The following is a 246-nucleotide window of genomic DNA, read 5'->3' on the forward strand; positions in this document are numbered from 1 at the left end:
GTGCATTCGGGCGACGCCTCGGGCCTGGTGCCCTCATCGTTCCGCATCATGCGGCAGGTACTCGACCGGCTGGAAGACTCCGCCACCGGCCGCCTGCTGCCCGCGAGCTTCCACTGCAACGTGCCGGCCGAGCGGATGGCCCAGGCGCGCGCCACCGCCGCCATCCTGGGCGACGAGATCTACCGGCGCTTCCCGTGGGCGCACTACGACTGCGGCGGCTCCACCACCTTCGCGCTGCCCACGACG

General features: G+C 72.4%; 1 protein-coding gene. It reads left to right on the forward strand.

Translation table 11 applies throughout. The annotated features are described in order from the left end of the window. Positions 1-246: hypothetical protein (locus tag PU683_RS20810; RefSeq protein ID WP_277174512.1), on the forward strand; the 246-nt coding region annotated here is incomplete at both ends.

It is taken from the genome of Candidatus Kosakonia sp. 282A-S69, from assembly GCF_029433855.1.
Lineage (GTDB): Bacteria > Pseudomonadota > Gammaproteobacteria > Enterobacterales > Enterobacteriaceae > Kosakonia > Kosakonia cowanii_A.